Annotated in this window: 17 protein-coding genes; 9 read left to right on the top strand and 8 right to left on the bottom strand. The window is 43.8% G+C overall.

Translation table 11 applies throughout. The features are described from left to right. Positions 1-3 precede the first annotated feature (3 nt). Genes oppC through oppF form a run of 3 tightly spaced genes read left to right on the top strand, consistent with a single transcriptional unit; the run spans position 4 to position 2,893 of the window. Complete coding sequence (gene oppC / locus OV592_RS14705) at positions 4-912, top strand: oligopeptide ABC transporter permease OppC (protein WP_016402739.1); 909 nt, start codon at positions 4-6, stop codon at positions 910-912. Between the two features lie 15 nt (positions 913-927). Next, positions 928-1,902: an oligopeptide ABC transporter ATP-binding protein OppD gene (gene oppD / locus OV592_RS14700; RefSeq protein ID WP_016402740.1), complete on the top strand. Its 975-nt coding sequence runs from the start codon at positions 928-930 to the stop codon at positions 1,900-1,902. Position 1,903: 1 nt separating this feature from the next. After that, positions 1,904-2,893 (top strand): murein tripeptide/oligopeptide ABC transporter ATP binding protein OppF, encoded by a 990-nt coding sequence (gene oppF, locus OV592_RS14695; protein ID WP_406609102.1) that lies wholly within the window; start codon positions 1,904-1,906, stop codon positions 2,891-2,893. A 143-nt stretch (positions 2,894-3,036) separates the two neighbouring features. Here the strand turns inward: oppF and OV592_RS14690 are convergent, their stop codons facing one another. The 3 genes from OV592_RS14690 to OV592_RS14680 form a co-directional block, all read right to left on the bottom strand. Then, positions 3,037-3,612, bottom strand: a complete 576-nt coding sequence (locus OV592_RS14690; RefSeq protein ID WP_406609101.1) for a YdeI/OmpD-associated family protein — start codon at positions 3,610-3,612, stop codon at positions 3,037-3,039. Positions 3,613-3,760: 148 nt separating this feature from the next. Further along, positions 3,761-4,201 (bottom strand): NifB/NifX family molybdenum-iron cluster-binding protein, encoded by a 441-nt coding sequence (locus OV592_RS14685; protein ID WP_406609100.1) that lies wholly within the window; start codon positions 4,199-4,201, stop codon positions 3,761-3,763. Beyond that, positions 4,198-4,488, bottom strand: a complete 291-nt coding sequence (locus OV592_RS14680) for a DUF134 domain-containing protein (RefSeq protein WP_406609099.1) — start codon at positions 4,486-4,488, stop codon at positions 4,198-4,200. Before OV592_RS14680 ends, OV592_RS14685 begins: the two co-directional genes overlap by 4 nt. 121 nt (positions 4,489-4,609) lie before the next feature. Between OV592_RS14680 and OV592_RS14675 the strand changes: the two genes are divergently transcribed. Continuing rightward, entirely contained in the window at positions 4,610-5,056 is a 447-nt protein-coding gene (locus tag OV592_RS14675; protein WP_406609098.1) for a PaaI family thioesterase, read from the top strand. Positions 5,057-5,081: 25 nt separating this feature from the next. Here OV592_RS14675 and OV592_RS14670 read toward each other — a convergent pair whose 3' ends face one another. Beyond that, positions 5,082-6,044, bottom strand: coding sequence for a 3'(2'),5'-bisphosphate nucleotidase CysQ (locus OV592_RS14670; RefSeq protein ID WP_406609097.1), 963 nt, complete (start codon positions 6,042-6,044; stop codon positions 5,082-5,084). Then, a complete protein-coding gene (locus OV592_RS14665; protein WP_406609096.1) occupies positions 6,037-7,035 on the bottom strand; it encodes an oxidoreductase family protein in 999 nt (332 codons plus the stop codon). The genes OV592_RS14670 and OV592_RS14665 overlap by 8 nt, the downstream gene beginning before the upstream one ends. A gap of 272 nt (positions 7,036-7,307) precedes the next feature. Between OV592_RS14665 and OV592_RS14660 the strand changes: the two genes are divergently transcribed. Both OV592_RS14660 and OV592_RS14655 read left to right on the top strand, forming a co-directional pair. Beyond that, the gene (locus OV592_RS14660) at positions 7,308-10,508 is read left to right on the top strand and encodes a diguanylate cyclase (protein ID WP_406609095.1); all 3,201 of its coding nucleotides are present in this window, start codon (positions 7,308-7,310) and stop codon (positions 10,506-10,508) included. Positions 10,509-10,796: 288 nt separating this feature from the next. Next, a complete protein-coding gene (locus OV592_RS14655) occupies positions 10,797-11,807 on the top strand; it encodes an MBL fold metallo-hydrolase (protein ID WP_406609094.1) in 1,011 nt (336 codons plus the stop codon). Positions 11,808-11,841: 34 nt separating this feature from the next. Here OV592_RS14655 and OV592_RS14650 read toward each other — a convergent pair whose 3' ends face one another. Then, positions 11,842-13,221 (bottom strand): glycosyl hydrolase family 8, encoded by a 1,380-nt coding sequence (locus OV592_RS14650; protein ID WP_406609093.1) that lies wholly within the window; start codon positions 13,219-13,221, stop codon positions 11,842-11,844. Positions 13,222-13,616: 395 nt separating this feature from the next. On the opposite strand from OV592_RS14650, the gene OV592_RS14645 reads away from it, so the two are divergent. The 3 genes from OV592_RS14645 to OV592_RS14635 all read left to right on the top strand — a co-directional run bounded on the left by OV592_RS14645 (position 13,617) and on the right by OV592_RS14635 (position 15,531). Next, entirely contained in the window at positions 13,617-14,492 is an 876-nt protein-coding gene (locus OV592_RS14645; protein WP_406609092.1) for a WYL domain-containing protein, read from the top strand. Between the two features lie 8 nt (positions 14,493-14,500). Continuing rightward, positions 14,501-14,719 (top strand): DUF6500 family protein, encoded by a 219-nt coding sequence (locus OV592_RS14640; RefSeq protein WP_016402758.1) that lies wholly within the window; start codon positions 14,501-14,503, stop codon positions 14,717-14,719. Between the two features lie 149 nt (positions 14,720-14,868). Beyond that, positions 14,869-15,531 (top strand): cation transporter, encoded by a 663-nt coding sequence (locus OV592_RS14635; protein WP_406609091.1) that lies wholly within the window; start codon positions 14,869-14,871, stop codon positions 15,529-15,531. A gap of 78 nt (positions 15,532-15,609) precedes the next feature. On the opposite strand, the gene OV592_RS14630 is transcribed toward OV592_RS14635, so the two are convergent. After that, positions 15,610-15,987, bottom strand: a complete 378-nt coding sequence (locus OV592_RS14630; protein WP_016402760.1) for a hypothetical protein — start codon at positions 15,985-15,987, stop codon at positions 15,610-15,612. A gap of 460 nt (positions 15,988-16,447) precedes the next feature. Beyond that, entirely contained in the window at positions 16,448-17,335 is an 888-nt protein-coding gene (locus OV592_RS14625; protein WP_406609090.1) for an NAD(P)-dependent oxidoreductase, read from the bottom strand. Positions 17,336-17,372: the final 37 nt, after the last annotated feature.

The raw sequence follows: 17,372 nt of genomic DNA, 5'->3' as shown, positions 1-17,372 counted from the left end.
GCAATGTTAGATAACAAACAAAACAGCGACGCTATTAGTGAGTTCGCAGATAAGTTAGAAATTGAAGGCCGCAGTTTGTGGCAAGATGCGCGTATGCGTTTCATGCGTAACCGCGCCGCCATGGTAAGTTTAGGCATATTGGTATTCATCACTTTGCTAGTGATGTTTGGCTCTCACCTTAGTGAGTTTGCCTTTGACGATACCGACTGGGGTGCCATGCACCATGGACCATCTATTGAAAGTGGTCATTACTTTGGTACCGACTCGTTAGGCCGAGATATGTTTGTTCGTACCTTATTGGGCGGACAAATCTCATTGCTGGTAGGTGTGATGGGCGCTTTTGTCGCGGTACTTATTGGTACCCTTTATGGCGCTACTTCGGGCTTTTTAGGCGGCACAGTAGACCGAGTAATGATGCGTTTGCTAGAGATCCTCTACGGCATTCCGTTCATGTTCTTTGTAATTTTGCTGGTGACCTTTTTTGGCCGCAATATTTTCTTGGTGTTTGTTGCCATTGGTGCAGTGTCTTGGTTAGACATGGCGCGTATTGTTCGTGGCCAAACCTTAAGCCTTAAAAACAAAGAGTTTATTGAAGCTGCCGAAGTGTGTGGTGTATCCAAATGGAAAATTATTACTCGCCACATTGTGCCTAATGTATTAGGCATTGTTGCAGTATATGCCACGCTGCTAGTGCCACAAATGATTCTTACTGAATCGTTTTTAAGCTTCTTAGGTTTGGGTGTACAAGAGCCAATGACCTCGTGGGGCGCTTTGTTGCAAGACGGCTCGCAAACCATGGAAATTGCCATTTGGCAGCTATTATATCCAGCTGCATTTATGGTGGTCACGCTGTTTAGTTTTAACTATGTAGGCGACGGTTTACGTGATGCCTTAGATCCAAAAGATCGCTAAGGCAGGGGCAGAGTAATGAGTTTATTAAATGTGAAAGACCTTCGTGTAGAGTTTTCTACCCCCGAAGGCAGCGTAACCGCAGTGAACGATTTAACTTTTTCACTGGAAGCAGGGCAAACATTGGGTATTGTTGGTGAGTCAGGCTCGGGTAAAAGCCAAACCGCTTTTGCCTTAATGGGCTTACTGGCAAAAAACGGTACTATTAGCGGCGAAGCCTTGTTTAACGGCCAGCAAGTTCTTAACTTGCCAGAGCAGCAGTTAAACGCCATACGCGCCGAGAAGATCTCGATGATTTTCCAAGATCCGATGACCTCGCTAAACCCTTACATGAAAGTGGGTGAGCAGCTAAAAGAGGTGCTTCGCTTACATAAGGGCATGAGTAATCGTGAAGCCCACGTGGAAGCCGTTCGTATGCTTGATGCGGTTAAAATGCCAGAAGCTGAAAAACGCATGGCCATGTACCCCCACGAGTTCTCGGGTGGTATGCGCCAGCGAGTAATGATTGCTATGGCTTTGCTGTGTAAACCACAGCTGTTAATTGCCGACGAGCCAACTACGGCCTTAGATGTAACGGTTCAAGCGCAAATAATGACATTGTTAAACGAACTGAAGAGTGAGTTTAATACAGCAATTATTATGATTACTCACGATCTAGGTGTAGTTGCCGGTATCTGTGACAAAGTGTTGGTTATGTACGCTGGCCGCACCATGGAATATGGCACGGCTAAAGAAGTGTTTTATCAACCTAGTCATCCGTATACCGAAGGTTTGTTAAAAGCGATCCCACGCTTGGATACCGAAGGTGAAATATTGCCGACTATTCCGGGTAATCCACCTAACTTACTTAAACTTCCACAGGGCTGCCCGTTTCAAGAACGTTGCCATAGAGTGAGCGATCACTGTCGCCAGCAAAGCCCTGAACTAAGCACTTTTGCTAACCAGCGTCAGCGTGCTTGTCACAATGATTTCCACTTAAGCGGAGGCCAATAAGATGAGTGATAAAGCCTTATTGCTAGATGTAGTGGATTTAAAAGTCTATTTCAAAATTAAAAATGCCAAAGCCTTACCTTGGACACCTGCTGCCACCTTAAAAGCAGTAGACGGCGTGTCGCTTAAGCTTTACCAAGGTGAAACGTTAGGGGTAGTTGGCGAATCGGGCTGTGGTAAATCTACTTTCGCCCGTGCAGTGATTGGCCTAGTGCCAGCAGAAGCAGGCAAGGTAGTGTGGTTAGGGCAAGACTTAACCGAGCTTGATCAAAAGAATCTGCGCGAAAAGCGCAAAGAGATTCAAATGATCTTTCAAGACCCGCTAGCATCACTAAACCCAAGAATGACGGTTGGCGATATTATTGCCGAGCCATTGCGTACTTTTTACCCAAACCTCAGCAGAGCTGAAGTAAAACAAAAAGTGCAAAAAATGATGATGCGGGTGGGCTTGTTACCAAACGTAATCAACCGTTATCCGCATGAGTTCTCTGGTGGTCAGTGTCAGCGTATTGGTATCGCCCGAGCGTTAATCCTTGAGCCGAAGATGATTATTTGTGATGAACCTGTATCGGCGCTCGACGTATCGATTCAGGCGCAGGTGGTTAATCTGCTTAAAGAGCTGCAAGCAGAAATGGGCTTAAGCCTTATTTTCATCGCTCACGATCTTTCGGTAGTGAAGCACATCTCCGACCGCGTATTGGTAATGTACTTGGGTAACTCGGTTGAATTAGGCACGGCTAAGGCCCTGTTTGATAAACCCACGCACCCTTATACCAAAGCGTTGATGTCGGCAGTGCCTATTCCCGATCCGGATTTAGAGCGCGGCAAAACCATTGAACTGCTAGAGGGCGATTTACCCTCGCCAATTAACCCACCTTCGGGTTGCGTATTTCGCACGCGCTGCCCCATAGCCACCGAGCAATGTGCTAAAAATAAACCCGCTTTAGTGGGGAGTGATGAGCATTCTGTAAGTTGTTTACACACCTCGGTGTAGCAGTATTGTTGTGATTAATAAGCCAGGTTAAACCTGGCTTTTTTGTAGGTAAATATTGGTTGTGCGTTACAGCAAAGTAATAGCCTAAAGATTGCTGCTGCGAAACAGTATTATTTGTATAGCCAAACCCTCGAATCCAAAAGCTATATAGGCTTTTCGTTGCGCGCTAGTAAATCTAAGAACTTAGCAAAGCGCTTTTGTCTGGTTTCGGGCCTTTTGGCACTAAGTAGGCCGTGAGCTATAACATAGCGACTTGATTTAGTGAGTGTTTCATAAAACTGTTGTGCCTGTGGTTTTAGCGCTAATGCCGTTAAAAAGTCTGCGGGGACTTCCATTTCACTTACCGCGTAGGCATTCTCCCACCTTCCGTCAGCTTTAGCTGCCTCTACTTGCAATAGGCCAGGTTTGGTCATTCGCCCCTCGTTTATTAACCGCTCTACGTGTTTTCGGTTTCTTTTCGACCAAGTGCTACGGGGTTTTCTGGGAGAAATTCGCTGTAAGTATGCATGCTCGTCAATCGACTTTTTTACTCCGTCAATCCAACCCCAGCAGAGAGCTTCAATTACCACTTCATCCCAAGTTACGCTTGCTAGGTTTGTTTTCTTCTTGAATATTTTTATCCACAGTTCAGTTTGGGTTGCGTGATTAATTTCGAGCCAACGACCAAGCTCTTGCGGCGTTGTAAAGGTAATAGCTTTGCTTAAATCTGGTTTAGGCATGATGGTCGGCTCTCTTCAACGACATGATCGTTAGTGCAATTTGTGCAGTGCTCAAATTGCACTAACGTGATTTTTATAACAACAAAACAATCAATGTAGCATAAGGTAATTGCCTAAATAGCGTGTTTTTGTAAGTAAGCTATTGGTATTAGCTGTGTTGGAATTTTGGTTTTTCTGAACAGCAATTGTTGTTACGTTTTTGCTTTATAGAGTTTTTACAGCACGCTTTATGGCTATGCTTTTTTGAATGTTGTAGGGAAGGGCGAGCAAGTTCTAGGGATTTAAGTTCTATCATTGGGCTTTGGCTTATGGTATTCAACGCCACGCGAGCGTTGGTTTTAAACACTTTAATCCCCATTGCAAGCAATCTATTTAAAGCTTTCTCTCCAATATTTTTAACAATAACAGCGTCTACGTTTAGCTGGCATAGCTGTTCAAAGATGGCTATTTTGCTGTTGCATGACTGCTCATGGTTAGCTTGGTGAGTAATTTCATCGAGTAACTCGGTATCGCTAAATACGCTAAAGCTTGGTGCTTTCATAAAATGGTTAGCTACTTGGCCTTGGTTATTTGGAACGGCATAAATCATAGTTCAGATTCCTCATCGGCAAAAACAAGGGCTTTTCCTTCTACCAAACATGTCGCTATTTTAAAGCGTGCTTGGCTAATTATATTGCCAAAGGTTTGTCGGGAAACGCCCATTTCTGTGGCTGCTTCTAATTGGCTCATCTTGAGTTGGTCGGCAAGTCGTAGGGCTTCAAACTCTTCCGGTAGAATTTCTAGCTGACTTAAGCGACTCATAGGTACGCCATTGGGTTTAAAGCAGTTATGTGCTGGTCGCCCGCAAATGCGGCGGCATTTTTTGGGTCTGGCCATGTTATCTCCTAAGCTTAAGTTCATTTTCACTATAGATAAATTATTGGCATATGCCAATAATTTATTGATGTTTATTTTTGGCATATGCTATAAATAAACAGGTTTTTACACTTGAGAATTGATGATGGACATTGCTATTCCTTATTCACATAAGCACTGTTTTGCCTGTGGAACGAGTGACTCTTCTAGTACTGCTTTAAACTTACGCTTTATTCGCAGCAAAGCCGGGGGGATAGAAGCGGCAGTTAGTTTAGATAGGCTTTATCAGGGATATAGCGGGGTGTTGCATGGCGGTATTATTTCTACTCTGCTCGATGCCGCAATGACACATCGTTTATTCGCCGAGGGGGTGGAAGCAATGACTGCTGATTTACATATTCGGTTTGCTAAACCAGTTCCGGTTAATCACGAAGTCATACTGAGCGCAGATATAGATAGCAGTATAAGAGGGGTGTTTACGCTATCTAGTAAACTGTATTGCGAACAAAGCATTTATGCTTCAGCGAAGGCAAAGTTTATGCGAGCCAACGCTAGTGCATCGAGTTCATTTCTTTCAAGTGATTGCTGAAGAGGGAAGTACCATTAACAGCTGATTATGCATCACTAAATTGCTGGTTGAGTTTAAGGGCTAAAATCTGCTTGGCTAAGCTTGCATTGCTGGCATACAACACGCCTTTTTGATTCATAAAACTGCTAGTTGGGTTATTTAGTTTTATGGCTTGGCCGTTGCTGTCGCTCACCCAAGCATTACAGCCGTGGGCGATGCATGAGCTGGCGGCGAAATCCCAAATGCTGCCGCCACCTTGTGTTCGTTTGGCGAGTTTTAAATAAAAGGCGTTTGATTCATCAATTACTGAGCAAGCGTTTACTACGGCTCCAGCGCTAGTCTTAATTAGCAGTTCAGAATAGCCTAAGTGTTTGGCAAGCTGTTCTAATTGCGCCTTAAGTTGCTCAAAATAAGGCAATTTAAGGCTGCTTCTATCACAATAAAATGTTAGCGAAGTGGAGCCTAAGTCGCATATATTGCTTGGTGTTTTTTGCTCAAACGCAAGCTGTTGCTTAAAACTGTGGTGTTGTTGGGCGTCAGGGTTAAAGTAGCTGTGGTAGAGCGTGTTACTAAAGGGAAGGTAACATACACCCAAAAGTGCTTGACCGGCTTTATTCACTAAAGCAATTGATACTGCGCAACCATCGCTTCCTTCGATAAAGGGCAGGGTGCCATCTAAGGGGTCGATTGCCCAAAAAGCTTCACTGTTAAACCGCGGGTGTTGCGTTAAGTCGAAGCCTTCGGTGTTCTCTTCGGCTAGAGTGGCTAGTTGATGCAACTGAGTGATTGGCTTAAGCGTGTTTAAAATAATCCTTTCACAGTGTCGGTCTACCTCGGTAACCACCTGCGCGCTTAAACTCAAATCTTGGGATTTATGTTCTACCTTTAGTTGCTCTCTTGGGTAAGCAGCAATGTATTCGCCAGCTTGTTTGGCGGCAGTTATTGCAAGGCCTACAAACTGTTGCAGTTGAGCTGAACTAAAGTGGCAATTTATCTTAGACTTAGTCATTGCTATTTTCCGCCAAAATTTGGAGAGCCAATTGGGTTTGTTGGTGGCTGTAACTATTTAGCTTCCAGTGACCTGGGCTCCAGCCTTCGAGAAAACGTTCAAAGTCGGCCCAAGCAAAAGGATACAAATCTCGCCATTGTTGTTCCAGCTCTGTAAAGTTAACTTCAGTAACAGCATAGTGTTCAAGGGCTTGTTGTAGCATTTCAAAGTAGTAATCAAGAATGTTTCGTTGTTGCTCAAAGCACTGTTGTTCACTGAGGCAACTACCTACAAACAGGGCCAAATCTTGGATGCCACAACCTTTGCCAACGTACTGAAAATCTACTGCTGCAACTTGGGTTAGTGTTTGATTAAAGCAAAAGTTGGCAAGCTTGGCATCGCCATGAATAAGGCAAAAGTAATCGCTTGATTGCAGATGTTGGTCTATTGCCGATGCTGCTTGTTTAAGGGGGGACTCGGCCATAGCGGCGAGTTCGTCGGGGCGAGTCGCTAAGTGCCAATAGCCGCCTTGAGGCCAAAGTGAAGAGGCTGAGCGTTGCATAAAACGGGCATGAAAATAGGCTAACCAACGAATGCAAACTAAAGCTTGCTTGAAGTCTACTTGTTGCCTTACTTCGCTGTAACCCAAGGTATGTAGGTCTTCCAATACAATGCTTTGATGGTCATCATGCTGGCTTGAATCGATAAGTTGGGGCATATAACAGTGCTGGTCACAATCTTGGGCGAACTGTTGGTACCATGCCAATTCAACTTGGTATGAATGAATTTTGCGTTGGTGTGAGAGAGCGGTATTCCATCCTCGCGGATGTTTCGTTTGCTCTGGAAAAGCTATGTTTTTCACTACCAAGCTTGGGCGAATACCATGCTTAAACTTCACTCTAAGTAGTTCGCCATAGCCTCCCCAGAGGGATTGAATAGTTGTTACCTCAGAAATGCTGCCAGCTTGATTTAGTTGCTTAAGTTTTGCTTGTTGTCGTTCAGATAAAGACATTAAAATAGCGCTGTTTGGTATGAATGGTCATGGTACGACAAGCGAGTTGACGTATCGAGTTTTTCACTAAGATTTTTGAGCGAGATAATCTTGCCTAATTACGCTTTGTTAGTATTTATAGTATAAGAATATTGACCAACTTATCAGATTTTGCCTTATCCCTGTTTATTAACAATTTTCCAGCCATTTTATGTGACCATCTTGGCATCGAAATCTAGGCAAATAAATTAGTATATTAGCGGTAAATTTAGCCTAGGAGGGCGATTTCAACCATGCCCCAAATGGACAGTTTTGCGAAGCGTTTGTCGATTGATTGGCAGCGTACTTTAGGGGGAGCAACCAGCTTTAGTTTTTTTCAAAGCTCGGATCCCGACAATTTGGCCCGTTGCACCTCTGATTTTGCAGAACAACAGGGCGCTCCTTTATACATGATAAGCCTCAATAATTTGAGTGCTTACTCCCCTTATAGCTCGCTATTTGCTTTGCTTATCCGCCGTTTTGAGCAATCCAACTTAAGTGCAGAAGAGCTTGCGGCCAGCGTGACCGACTTTGTACCGCTGCAGCAAAATTTATGCGCAATGCTTAAAGGCGAACGTTTTGAACGCAGTGAGCTGGTGTTGGTTGATGATCTTTATTTCGAGCAACAGTCTATTGAAAAAGCGATTATTGCTTTAGTTGCTAAGTTATTTGTAGAGCCCGCTATTGTGGTGGTAAGTGGTTGGCACTTTGCCTCTGCTTCGGCGATTAAAATGCTACAAGCCTTGGTTTCTAGTGAACTTAGTATTCCTGTTTTAGTGCTTACTTCTGTTGATACCCAATATGCTCTGGCTAATCGCCAAGATGATGAAGCCTGGGAAGGCTTCTTAGATTGGCTCGATGACACCACTTTGTTGCATAACGTGCCTACTAGCCAATCACCATTAAAAGTACATTGGCAATATCGAGACTGTGTAAAAAGTGCAGAGTTGTTAGTTGCTGAAAACATAGCATTTATGGCGTGGCCAGAGGCCGAAGTTGCCGCCCGTTTAATGCTAGAAACCACAGATTTAGAAAGCAGTTTAAAAGTAAGGCTACAGTTATTCTTGGCAGAAGCGCTGTTGTATCAAGGCGAATTAAATACGGCGGTAACCGAATTAGAACTTCTTCAAGTTTTCCAAGAGTCTTTAAACAATACTTACGACAAGGTGCGCTTGTTAAATTTGCTCAGCGTTACCTTGGTGCAACAGCAAAGTTTTGAAGAAGCAATGCAATGCTCAGAAGCGGCCTTAGAGCTCGCTGGACAAGCCACTAATGGTCATTTGGTGGCGCAATCCTTGTTCGTAAACTTTTATGCTCACGATAAATCGTCTACACCGCTAAAATTGGCTGAATTTGCCCATTTAGACAGTGAGCTGCAGCAATACAACATGGACTGCTCACGGCTTTATGCCTTGCGTAACTATTACACCTATTTGCGTTTTTACGAAGATTTAGATTCAAGCATTGCTTTAGACTTTACTCAAAAAGCGGTGAAGCTTGCGCGCAGAATTGGTCATCGACAAGGTATTGCAGCTAGTTATCATAGCAAGGGCATTATTTATTCTTATATTAGCCGTTACCACGCCACCTTCCGCTGTTTTGGCATTAGCTCTCGTATTCGAGAAGAGCTTGGTGAAGCCAGTGAGCGGGTACGAATGTATAACGGTACCGGCTACTTTAATACTCTCTTAGAGAAATACCCAGAAGCCCAAGAGCAGTACTTGGCTGCTTACGATATTGCTCGGCATACTGGTGATTACTCAGAGCTGGTTGTGACCTTATATAACTTTGCTTGGTTATATTTTTGCACCCGCGATTACCAACAAGCCTGTGATGTATTGGAGCAATTGGTAAGAATTTGTCGAATTAGACAAATGACTCACTTCCCCTTTAGAAACCTCTACGACGTATTTAGCTTAAAAGGCTTTTGTCATTCTAAACTCGGCGAGCGTGCTCGCGCCCAGCAATGTTTAGAGCGTATGCAAGGTTTGCCTTTTAAGCCCTCTGGTACCGGCGCATTTTTAAAAGCCTTGTTGCAAGGTGCGCTTGAGGTAGTAGATGGTCGCTTAAATAAAGCTGAAGAGATATTTGAAGCAGCGCCAGCTTTACTTGGTGAAGTGGTCGACATGGACAGCCGTTTGTTGCCGCAGTGCAGCACCGAGTTATTAGAAGTGTATAGCCGCCGCGGTAAATGGGAAGCCTGTGATAGCTTGCTAAACCACAGCTTAGCCATGTGTGAAGTGCTTATTTTGCCGCGATTCACCGAGATATTTAATAGTATTAAAAGCATCATTGATAAGCGCCAAATATTTTACGCTAAAGATATTGATAGTTATAAGCTTGCGCCAATTCACCTTAATCTTGATGATTTAGTGCGCAGTGCCAAACAAGACACTCAGCTTCGCCAAGTTCAGCAGCGCTTGCGTGAAATGCAATTGATTAGTCGTATGCAATCGTTGCCTGAGCGATTTGATAGTACCGTAGATTTAGCTGTGGAAAGCTTAAAGTTGGTTTGTGGTAACTTCACTGTACAAGTAGGGATGGTTCACCACTTAGTTAGTGACGAATGGGAAGAATGGGCGCATGTAGGTAAATTGCTAAGCAAAGAGCAAGTTGATCAATACCTAGCGCATGTTAAAGATAACCAGAGTACTTGGATAAACAATAGCTTTAGTTCAAAAGGTGAAGATGGCAAACGCGCCACCTATAACTCGGTTGCCTGCTTACCAATATTTGTAGATGAACATTTATATGGCGCCTTAACCCTTTGTAACTTTAATAGTAATCGTTATTTTGATCGTCAAGACCAAGACACACTTAATTTGATTAGTCGCCAGTTAGGTAGCCAGTTACAGCAGCTTAAGCACCGAGAAAACTTGCTTAAGATGTCTACCACCGACTCGCTTACTGGGCTGCTAAATAGACAAGCATTGTTAGCGCGTTTAGAGCAAGAGCTGGTGATGTTTGAGCAACAAGCCGGCACTTATCACTGTTCCTTGGCCTATATCGATTTAGATAACTTTAAAATTGTAAACGATTTGCTAGGCCATGATGTTGGTGACAAAGTGCTTTCGGCTTTCTCTGCTTTATTAGTGGACACCATGCGCGCTGGCGATATTGTTGCTCGTTGGGGCGGTGATGAGTTTGTCGTGGTTTTCCCCAGTGCCAAACACGACCAAGCAAAGCTCACTGCTGAACGCTTGTTGGCTAATCTACACAAGAAAAATTATTTTAAAGAGCAGTTACGTGCTTGGGCAGAAAAACCAGAGTTGGTGGACAACTTACCCGATCTTAGTTGCTCAATCGGTATTACCGATTGCGGTGGTGTAGAGCACAATGATTTAAACGAGGATTGGTTACTTAAACAAGCTGACCGAGCCCTATATCGCGCGAAAGCAGAGGGCAAAGGGCGGGTGAGTGTTATGAGTTTAAGCAAAGAGTTTGAGCTGGACTAAATAAAACAGTATTGCGAGAAAGCGCTGGTAAACCCCAGCGCTTTTTTATTGCCTAATACCACTCACACCAAATAAGTGGTCAGAAATAACGCAGGAAAAATACTCGAGAATAAGGCAGAGTTTATCGATAAGTAGTTATTCTACAATCAAAAATTTTAACGAAATTATCGAGTATTCTAACCGGATAGAATGAACAGTTACTTGCTACGATTGGTATAACGACTTGCCAAAGCTTGTTGCTAGACACTAGAGTGGACTTTCTTGGAAAAGATTTAAGGGATGTAAAGCGTGAAGTTAATTGTAAAGCTGTTGATTTTGGCCGCTGTGGGCTTAGTCATCGCCTGTAGTTCATCAGATAAAGAATACCAAAATAACCATCTTGAGCCGATCGCTAAAAACCCTTTTAAGTTTCTTTATGTTCGATTTTTTGGTGATACTCGTTGGTCTGATCAAGCGGCCGAAGCTTACCGCGTACCACGCCAAGATGTTGATCTAGAGCTACTTAAAGATGAGCACGCTGGTACAAAGGTGACTTGGTTAGGTCATTCTAGTTTCTTAGTACAACTGCCAGAGTTGACCTTTCTTACAGATCCGGTTTTTAGTGAACGGGTATCGCCTGTGAGTTTTGCCGGGCCAAAACGCTTAGTTCCACTTACCTTTAAACCAGAAGACCTACCCAGTGTCGATTTTGTAGTGATTTCTCATAATCACTATGATCACTTGGATAAAAAAGCCATTGAGCACTTTGGTAATTCAACCCATTACTTTGTGCCAGAAGGATTAGGTGCTTGGTTTGAAAAAATGGATATTAAACCAAGCAATATTACTGAACTGCCTTGGTGGGGCTCGCAGCAAAAAGGCGAGGCCTTAATCACTGCTACGCCTAGCCAACATTGGTCGGCACGTGGCTTGTTTGATCGCAATAAGAGCCACTGGGCGAGTTGGTTGATTGAGTTTAAAGGTAAGCGTTATTGGTTTGCGGGTGATACGGGTTATAACCCCTATGACTTTAAAGAAATAGGTGAGCGAGCGGAAGAAATCGATTTAGCCTTTATTCCTATAGGTGCTTATTCACCTCGTGGCTTCATGAAAGATCAACACGTTAACGTGCCTGAGGCGCTTAAAGTTCACCAAGATGTAAAAGCCAAACTGTCGATTGGTATGCACTGGGGAACTTATCCGCTTACAGCGGAGCCGGTTATGGAGCCTGCCGAGTTGTTAGAAGATTTAACTGCCAAACAAGCCATAACGGCACCGTTTATTACCATGAAAATGGGTGAGACCTTATTATTGGATTAGGGTTATACCGCTAAACTAACCCTAGTACTTAAGCCTAATTTAACGCTGGTTTATAGGTGTTTCCGGTTAGAGTTAGCGCGTATAGAGCCGAAAGTGCCATCCCGTAGTAATCGTTATTGGCATTTTCATAACCGTTAGCCCCAATGTTCCAAGGCAGGCTGCCATTTAAGGTTTCATCAACCCAATGCTCGGTGTAATTGTTAGCATTGTCTGGATACCAGTTATAGAGCATTGCCGCTACTGCAAATCCTCCAGAGAAAGAACGGCCGTTGTAACCAGCAGAGTCACCGGTCGATTGGGAAATATCTGCGTTAATATCGGTAATGTCGCCATTATTGGAGTTGTTTACCAAGTCGTTGATTAAACGACGAGTCCAGTTTTGCGATTCACTGGTTCCATACCAGGCATAGTCCATGGTTACTCGCCAAGGAATGCGAGAGGCATCTGAGCCATAGTTAGTGCTTCTGCCAGTTACCGCGCTTCCATCTAACTTCATCCAATCGGGAACAAAGGTTTTATCACCATTTGGGCCTGCTTTTTGTTTGTCGAGTAACTTGCTGTAAAGATCTCGTGCGGCCGAATTCCAGCGGTCATTGGCATTTTTTACCGAGCTGTCTACCGAAGCCACTTCAGCAAAGTAGCGGAAAAAAGCTGGTATAGAATAAGAAGCATCGATTTCATCTTTACACGGGTCGAAATTTGATTTCTGATAAGGTTTTACCACCCACGTGCCGCCGTCATCGGCGCACCAATGTAACCAGTTATCGTGCAGCTCATTAACTATGTGAATTGCCTCTGCGCGATAATCAATATCTGGGTTGTCCCATTTATCAGCGGCGACAAACAGTGCCATGGCGATATCAATATCACCATCAGTTGCTGGGCCACCACCACCCGCACCAAAACAGGTTTGGTTTTGGCCAACAATGCCATAACAAATTTGGTTGGTTACTGGAGAGGCATTACCCCAAACTAACCAAGGCATTAAATCAGCATTGTTATCATCCAAGGCTTTTCGATAAAATCGGAACAGTTTGTCGAAACGAGTTTTGTCGTCACCGTAGGCCGTAACTAGCATACCGTAACCCATTCCTTCAGAGGCTGTTGCGTAAGCATCTTTACTTACATTGCCGCTACCATCGCGCAGTGCTCCTCCCGAACCCCATTTTACTCGCGCCATATTGGTGCCGGCATCTACGATGTAGTTATCTACAAAGCGGTTATATATGGTGTTTAGCTCTGATGCGTTAATTGCTGTGTTGTTGGGGAGCAAGATACCGCCCCAATATCCAGAGTTCGCTAAATTCTGTTTAGTTAATGCCGCACTGGCCGAAAAACTGGCGCAACTTAACATTAAAGCCGAACTGATTAATGCGCAGCTGAGCAGGGGGCGCGTAGTTGAAAAAACTGTCATTGTTCATCCTTACAATTGATCATTATTATTTTTGTTAGCGCTAACAGTCATAGTTTATATTTTGTGCTGATCAAAAAGTGTTCAGAATGCGCTTTGGTCTTAGTGAATGTGATCTAGATGTGTGACATTGGTTGATAGTAATTTGTTAAGTTGTTGATAAAAAAGGATTGATTTATTTCATGGCGTTTGCTGCTTTTGAGAGGCTGGAAGCTATTTGCTAAAAAATAGCTACTTAGCTTGTGAAAAAAAATAATTGTTCGTTTCGTCTTATAAGGGATTTTTTACTTAAAAATCGGTTTATATCACAGCCATCTTTATACCTAATCATAATGATTGCCTATACCTGAAGTGCTTGTTAGTATTTGTTTTTCAAGATGAACAGAGCGAAGTGAAAAATGGATTTGAACGAACTAAACCATGGACAAAGAAGCCGACTAGCTTTTATTGATTTTAGTCTAGAGTACTTTGGCGAAGTGAGCCGTGCCGACTTAATTAGTAGATTTAAAACAGGCCTTGCGGCTGCAACTCGTGATTTAGCCAGCTATAAGCAACTTGCACCTAACAATGCTTTTTTAGACCATAAGGCGCGCAGGTATTTACGCAGAGATAAATTCTCTCCTTTGTTTTCTCATAATCCAGAAGCGATCTTAACGGGGCTGTCTCATGGCTTTGGTGATGGCTTGTCGTTTCCTCTAGAGCCTAGCGATACCTGCTTTGATGCGGTGAGGTTGGTGCACCCAAAGGCCGATTATATTGCCTCGATTATGCGCGCTATTCATCACCGCGTGCCGCTTAAATGCAGCTACCTGTCTATATCGTCTGGCGAAAGCAGCCGAGAAATAGTGCCTCACAGTTTAGTGAACAATGGTCACCGTTGGCATGTTAGAGCTTTTGACAGGGTAAGTGGGAGCTTTAGAGATTTTGTATGTACTCGCTTTACCCAACTCGAAGTACTCGATCAGTCAATTGCTACCCTAGAAGCTCGTGATTATGACAAACAGTGGAATCACATTGTGGAATTGGAGCTGGTGGCTCATCCAAGTTTGCAGTACCCCCAGGCTATTGAACTTGATTATGCGATGCATGAAGGGGCACTTAAACTTGAAGTACGCGCCGCGCTGGCGGGGTATTTGTTACGCCAATGGAATGTTGATTGTTCAAAACAACACAGTTTGAGTGGTGGTGAATATCAATTAGCCTTAAAAGACAGCAAGGTATTGGCAAATGTACCTGGCTTAAGTATTGCGCCAGGTTGGCAGTCAGAGGATTAACAAGAACGATGAGAGCAAGCTTACGCAGCCATGTTATTAAGATTTGCCAAAGTAAAATTGACGCTAAGGGCAGTAATGTAGGTTTGTCTTTCTATGCGTTTTTTGCCAATAAAAATGATAATCCCGAGCTGCTAATGGAAGCTGCCAGGTGGTGGATTGAAACTCATCAGCTCGATCATTTCGAAAAAGCGCATAAAATTAAAGCTTTAGTTGAGTCTGAGAATTAACGCTCACTTGTAGGCTTGTATTTCGGCTCTCTACTGCTGATTTCGCAGTGGAGACTTCGGCTTGAACGTGGATTATTTAACCACTACAATAGCGAACTTTTATTGTTTGATAGAAGGTTGTGATGCCAAAAGGCGTCATAAGTAGTTAAATGTTTCGCTCCGCTGTGACAGAAAAAACGCTGTTAAGTTTTTCTAGTTTTTCCTCCTTTTTGTTCGCTTTACTCGGTATCAGCCTTGGTTTATGGGCTGGTTCTTTAGTGATTGTATTTGATGGTGCCTATTCATTGGTGAGCCTAGCCTTAACGCTAGTTTCGCTGGGCTCCCTAGCGCTTAGAAAACACCCTGTATTTGAAGAGCAGCCCAATAAAGCATTAATGATAGAGCCGGCGGTTGTAGCCTTCAAAGGCTTGGCTATTAGTGCTATGTGTTTGTTTTCATTTGGGTCTGCGGTTTTAGCTATAGTGAATGGGGGGCGCGATGTGGACACCGGTTTAGCTTTGGTGTTTGGGCTGCTTAATGTTGTTGGTTGTGTCGCGACTTACCTGATACTAACAAAAGCCAGTAAACAGTCTTTGCTATTGGATGCAGAGGCGAAACAATGGTTAATGGACAGTGTGATAAGTGGGGCGGTATTGGTCGGTTTTGTGGTGGCTATGTTATTAAGCAAAAGCGCCTATGCTGCATTTGCTGTTTATGCTGATCCGGCAATGGTGATTATTGCCTCAGCATATTTCGTTTGGGTTCCGCTTAAAATGACCTTACGAGCGCTAAATCAGTTAAACAGTATTAGAAAGCTTGAATTTAGTTATTAGCTGGAAGCGAGCTGTTAATATTTGGCGAACCGAGAGCAAAAAGGCGTAAAGTAAAAACTTACGCCTTTTTTGTTTGGCTTAGTTGCTGTAGCAGCTATCCCAATCGCCGTAGTTCGCGTCACCAGCAAGAACTTGCAACTCAACGTCACCTAGTACTTTAACAATGGCGGCATTGGCCAGCTCAATCACAGCATCTAACTCTGCCTGTTCAGTGAAAAAGTTAATCGCTACATGGTACTGTTCGTTAAAGTAGGCGATAAACAGCTCCCAGCCTTGCTGTTGTTGGGTATTGGCTAGCTCAGCATCTACTTCATCAAATTTTTCAATGTCTGCTACAAAACGGATTTCGGCACAGGTTTGTGCGAAAGGCCCAATCGCCATCTTTTTTAGGTGGCGGGCTTTATGGTGGCTTTTAACTTGTGGTTTGGCTAAATCAGGAACAGAGATAACAGTCATTTTAAGTACCTAGTGGAAATAGTAATTGGATTCAGCTAGGCAACATTTTTATGCCAAGCTGTTTGAGCGCGAGCTTAGTCTAGCTGCCGCATAGGCGCAAGCTAAAGCTGAGAGTCTAGCTATTTTTGTACTAGCATAAATCACTGTACATCAAAGCTTACAGTCAAGTTTTGCCAATTGAGCTTGCTTTGCCTGAGATGGGTTAATATTAGACGGTGCTAGCGAAAAAGTTGTCAGTTTGAGCCGCTGCGCTAGGCAAGACAGATGCAAGCATACTGGTAGCTACCAAACATACTTTTTGGTGTTGTTGCGGGTATGAGTTGTCGCGCTCTTTTTCGTTTTTTTTAACTTCTATTGTTTTTAAGTATTCACGTTCTCGCGTGACTCCCACCTAAGGCCACTGGCCTTAGGTTTTTTTTGTCTGCAGTTTGCTGCTTGATAATAAGCAGCGAAGGGGCAACTAGCGCTGCTCATCATCGAATTGTTTGAACAGTACTGACGTATCGGCGCGAGAATAGCCACGTTGTTGTAACTTGGCGTATTCATTATCAACTTGTTTGGCTAATGGTAAGGCTACGCCCAGTTTGTCGGCTTCATCAAAGCATATTGCTAAGTCTTTTCTCATCCAATCAATGGCAAAACCAAAGTCAAACTTATTGGCGGTCATGCTGCTGGCTCGATTACTCAGTTGCCAGCTTCCTGCTGCGCCATGCTGCAGCACTTCCACTACTTTGTTTATATCTAGCTTAGCGGCTTCTGCCAGTTTTAAGGCCTCGGATAAACCTTGCAAGATTCCAGTGATACAAAGTTGATTAACCATTTTGCAGCGCTGGCCATAGCCTACCGGCCCGATTAAATTAACGGCCTTGGCATAGCAATCAAAAACAGCTGCTACTTTGCTTAAAGTGGATTGCTCTCCGCCTACCATTACTGTTAGGCAGCCGTTAACGGCGCCGGCCTCACCACCAGATACTGGTGCATCAAGAAATTCAAGTTGATGGGCTTTGGCTGCACTCTCTAGCTCACTGGCAATTTCTGCCGAGGCAGTGGTATGGTCAACTAAAATGCTGCCTGGTTTTGCAGCGCCAATAATGCCCTGTTCACCAAGATAAACCTGCTGCAGATCTTGATCGTTGCCTACACAGCTTAAAATAACATCTGCTTGGCTAGCGGCTTCTGCCGGGGTAAATGCTTGTTTACCTTGGTACTTGGCTAGCCACTTTTTTGCGGTGGCATCGGTGCGGTTATAAACCACCACTTGGTAGCCTTGCTGGCTTAAATGACCAGCCATAGGAAAGCCCATTGTTCCTAAGCCTATAAACGCAACGGTAATTGAAGATGATGTCATAACGGTTGTCCTTAACAAGTCAAACTAAGTGCAGCAC

Origin of the sequence: Agarivorans sp. JK6 (genome assembly GCF_045277145.1) — a bacterium.
Classification (GTDB): domain Bacteria; phylum Pseudomonadota; class Gammaproteobacteria; order Enterobacterales; family Celerinatantimonadaceae; genus Agarivorans; species Agarivorans albus.
This window is presented reverse-complemented; position numbering and strand designations above follow the sequence as displayed.

Excerpts from the sequence above, each read along its gene's own strand:
- oppC (WP_016402739.1), top strand. The coding sequence starts at position 4 with ATGTTAGATAACAAACAAAACAGCGACGCTATTAGTGAGTTCGCAGAT.
- oppD (WP_016402740.1), top strand. The coding sequence starts at position 928 with ATGAGTTTATTAAATGTGAAAGACCTTCGTGTAGAGTTTTCTACCCCC.
- oppF (WP_406609102.1), top strand. The coding sequence starts at position 1,904 with ATGAGTGATAAAGCCTTATTGCTAGATGTAGTGGATTTAAAAGTCTAT.
- OV592_RS14690 (WP_406609101.1), bottom strand. The coding sequence starts at position 3,612 with ATGCCTAAACCAGATTTAAGCAAAGCTATTACCTTTACAACGCCGCAA.
- OV592_RS14685 (WP_406609100.1), bottom strand. The coding sequence starts at position 4,201 with ATGATTTATGCCGTTCCAAATAACCAAGGCCAAGTAGCTAACCATTTT.
- OV592_RS14680 (WP_406609099.1), bottom strand. The coding sequence starts at position 4,488 with ATGGCCAGACCCAAAAAATGCCGCCGCATTTGCGGGCGACCAGCACAT.
- OV592_RS14675 (WP_406609098.1), top strand. The coding sequence starts at position 4,610 with ATGATGGACATTGCTATTCCTTATTCACATAAGCACTGTTTTGCCTGT.
- OV592_RS14670 (WP_406609097.1), bottom strand. The coding sequence starts at position 6,044 with ATGACTAAGTCTAAGATAAATTGCCACTTTAGTTCAGCTCAACTGCAA.
- OV592_RS14665 (WP_406609096.1), bottom strand. The coding sequence starts at position 7,035 with ATGTCTTTATCTGAACGACAACAAGCAAAACTTAAGCAACTAAATCAA.
- OV592_RS14660 (WP_406609095.1), top strand. The coding sequence starts at position 7,308 with ATGCCCCAAATGGACAGTTTTGCGAAGCGTTTGTCGATTGATTGGCAG.
- OV592_RS14650 (WP_406609093.1), bottom strand. The coding sequence starts at position 13,221 with ATGACAGTTTTTTCAACTACGCGCCCCCTGCTCAGCTGCGCATTAATC.
- OV592_RS14645 (WP_406609092.1), top strand. The coding sequence starts at position 13,617 with ATGGATTTGAACGAACTAAACCATGGACAAAGAAGCCGACTAGCTTTT.
- OV592_RS14640 (WP_016402758.1), top strand. The coding sequence starts at position 14,501 with ATGAGAGCAAGCTTACGCAGCCATGTTATTAAGATTTGCCAAAGTAAA.
- OV592_RS14635 (WP_406609091.1), top strand. The coding sequence starts at position 14,869 with ATGTTTCGCTCCGCTGTGACAGAAAAAACGCTGTTAAGTTTTTCTAGT.
- OV592_RS14630 (WP_016402760.1), bottom strand. The coding sequence starts at position 15,987 with ATGACTGTTATCTCTGTTCCTGATTTAGCCAAACCACAAGTTAAAAGC.
- OV592_RS14625 (WP_406609090.1), bottom strand. The coding sequence starts at position 17,335 with ATGACATCATCTTCAATTACCGTTGCGTTTATAGGCTTAGGAACAATG.